A 1,027-nucleotide genomic window follows, 5' to 3' on the forward strand; every position below is an offset into this window, starting at 1 on the left:
CAATGTCATTAAGTTAAGGCATAGGGCTAAATATCAAAAAAGAGCTGGTTATCGAAAAGATAGCCCGCTCTTTTTTTGCCTGAAGATGAAAAATAGGACTTGACAAATAAATGGAAATGTGTGGCGTAGCCCCTTGAAAAAACGAGGAGGTTACGTCAATGAATGAGTACGCAAATTCGCTAAAAAATACGCTGACATCCCTCATACGAGAAATGTCAGCCTCTCCAGCCCCTTATGTTAAAAACCCTCAAAAAGATTTTACCCGAAAGAAAAAGCTGCCCTTTGAAACAGTTATGCAACTCCTGATCTCCATGGGCGGCAACAGCATCTATAAGGAACTGCTGGAATCGCAGGCCTATGACGTAAACACCGCAACCACTTCCGCTTTTGTTCAACAGAGGAATAAAATCCTGCCATCTGCTGTGGAATTCTTGTTTCACAAATTTACGCAATCGTATACGGATATCAGGGACTACCGCGGGTATCGATTACTCGCCATTGACGGTTCGGATCTACATATCGCAACGGACTCTGCGGACACGGACACCTATTTTCAAAGCCAACCGAACACGAAAGGCTATAACCTTCTGCATCTGAACGCAGCCTATGACTTATGCAACAGACTTTACGTGGATGCCATTGTTCAGCCACGAAGGTTGTGCAACGAGGGCAGAGCACTGGCAGACATGGTTGACCGTTCCCCCATCCAAGGCAAAACCATTGTTACTGCCGATCGGGGCTATGAAAGTTATAACAATTTCGCACATCTTGAACGCAAAGGGTGGAACTACGTCATACGGGTAAAGGATTTGGATTCCAATGGGATTCTTGCGGGCTTGCGTTTGCCCGCAAGCGGAGAGTTTGATCGGGAAGTTCATCTGACACTTACCAAAAAACAAACCAACGCGGTCAAGGCTCTCCCCGAAATTTACAAGTTCATCCCGTCCAAGTCTACCTTTGATTTTTTGGATTTACATGAGAATATGTTTTACCCCATTTCCTTTCGGGTTGTTCGTTTCATCCTGCC

1 protein-coding gene is annotated in these 1,027 nt (G+C 45.1%); it reads left to right on the forward strand.

Going from position 1 to position 1,027, the window contains the following annotated elements:
* Window positions 1-158 precede the first annotated feature (158 nt).
* On the forward strand, window positions 159-1,027 hold an 869-nt coding region (locus ACFQ0C_RS31650; RefSeq protein ID WP_379372864.1), incomplete at its 3' end, for a transposase.

Origin of the sequence: Paenibacillus sp. GCM10027630, from assembly GCF_042676305.1 — a bacterium.
Taxonomy (GTDB): domain Bacteria; phylum Bacillota; class Bacilli; order Paenibacillales; family NBRC-103111; genus Paenibacillus_S.